Source organism: Streptococcus sp. GMD6S (assembly GCF_000297015.1).
In genome coordinates this window covers 1-1,312 of the sequence record NZ_AJRH01000324.1, presented here as the reverse complement: position 1 = coordinate 1,312, position 1,312 = coordinate 1, and the positions used below count along the sequence as shown (strand labels likewise).

General features: G+C 37.7%; 2 protein-coding genes. Both read left to right on the top strand.

Annotation, left to right across the window (positions count from 1 at the left end; translation table 11 throughout):
* The first annotated feature begins 102 nt into the window (after window positions 1-102).
* Complete coding sequence (locus GMD6S_RS11335) at window positions 103-735, top strand: DJ-1/PfpI family protein (RefSeq protein ID WP_000756337.1); 633 nt, start codon at window positions 103-105, stop codon at window positions 733-735.
* Between the two features lie 272 nt (window positions 736-1,007).
* Window positions 1,008-1,312, top strand: a 305-nt coding sequence (locus GMD6S_RS11330; RefSeq protein WP_001066306.1) for a DnaJ domain-containing protein, incomplete at its 3' end; no start/stop codon positions are given.

Here is a 1,312-nt window from a genome sequence, read left to right as displayed (position 1 = left end):
GACGAATTACTAAGGAACTTTGTCTAAATGTAATAATGATAGGAAGAAATCCAGAGGTTGCAACCCAGCCTCTGTTTTTCGGTAAAATAGAGGATGTTGCGTATGAAAAAAGTACTTTGTATCATTTATCCTAATTTTTCTCTTCATGAGATAACCGCTTTAACAAGTACTTTAGCTCTGTCTTTTGACATCACGATTGATTATGTCGCTTCAGATTATTCGATAGTTATATCTGAGGATGGCTTGCCTTGTCGGTCTACAAAAACATTGGATCAAGTACGTATAGAAGAATATTCTTGTGTGATTTTGCCAGGAATGGTAAATATAGGTCCTGCTCTACAGGATGAAAAATTAAATTCGTTTTTGAGGGAACTCGGTAAGCAGGATATCTTAATTACAGCCATTTCTTCAGCACCTATTTTGTTGGCAAAAGCAGGTTTATTGAATGATACGAAATTTACAGGTGGGATTTGGCAAAACTTCTTTGACTATTTTGAATTTCTTCCTCGGAAAAATTTCAAAGCAAAAGCTGTCCTGCAAGATAAAAATATCATTACTGCTATTGGTTTTGCACATCAAGAGTTTGCAAGAAAAGTAATTCTTGGTCTAGATTTGACAGAAAATACTGACAACTATTTTAAAGAACAAGACGGGTATACAGAGGAGGATTTGATATTTACTCTATCAGATGAAGAGTTTGATGAAGTGAAGCAGAGTATAGAAAATACCCTCTAAATATTTACTTATAAATTATAGAAAGGAATAAGGGTGTTCGAGTAACTGAACACGGTTTCCGAAATTTCTAACTCAATATAAAAGAAAGGAATTGAACCCGACCTAAATGGTGGTTTAATTCAAAATATCAATAGAAAGGAACAAGTGTGTTCAGGGAATTGAACACGGGCTACGGACTGTGCCAAAAAGATAGTTTTTTCTAGGACGTAAGTGTTTGTCGTCAAAACTCCTATTTTGGCTGTGTCCGTTTGACGCCCTTTGTATCTTGAATTATGAACAATACTGAATTTTATGATCGTCTGGGGGTGTCAAAAAACGCTTCGGCAGACGAGATCAAAAAGGCTTATCGTAAGCTTTCCAAAAAATACCACCCAGATATTAACAAGGAGCCTGGCGCTGAGGAAAAATACAAGGAAGTTCAAGAAGCCTATGAGACTTTAAGTGACGACCAAAAACGTGCAGCCTACGACCAGTATGGTGCTGCAGGTGCCAACGGTGGCTTTGGTGGTGCTGGCGGTTTTGGTGGCTTTGACGGAGCAGGTGGCTTCGGTGGTTTTGAAGATATCTTCTCAAGTTT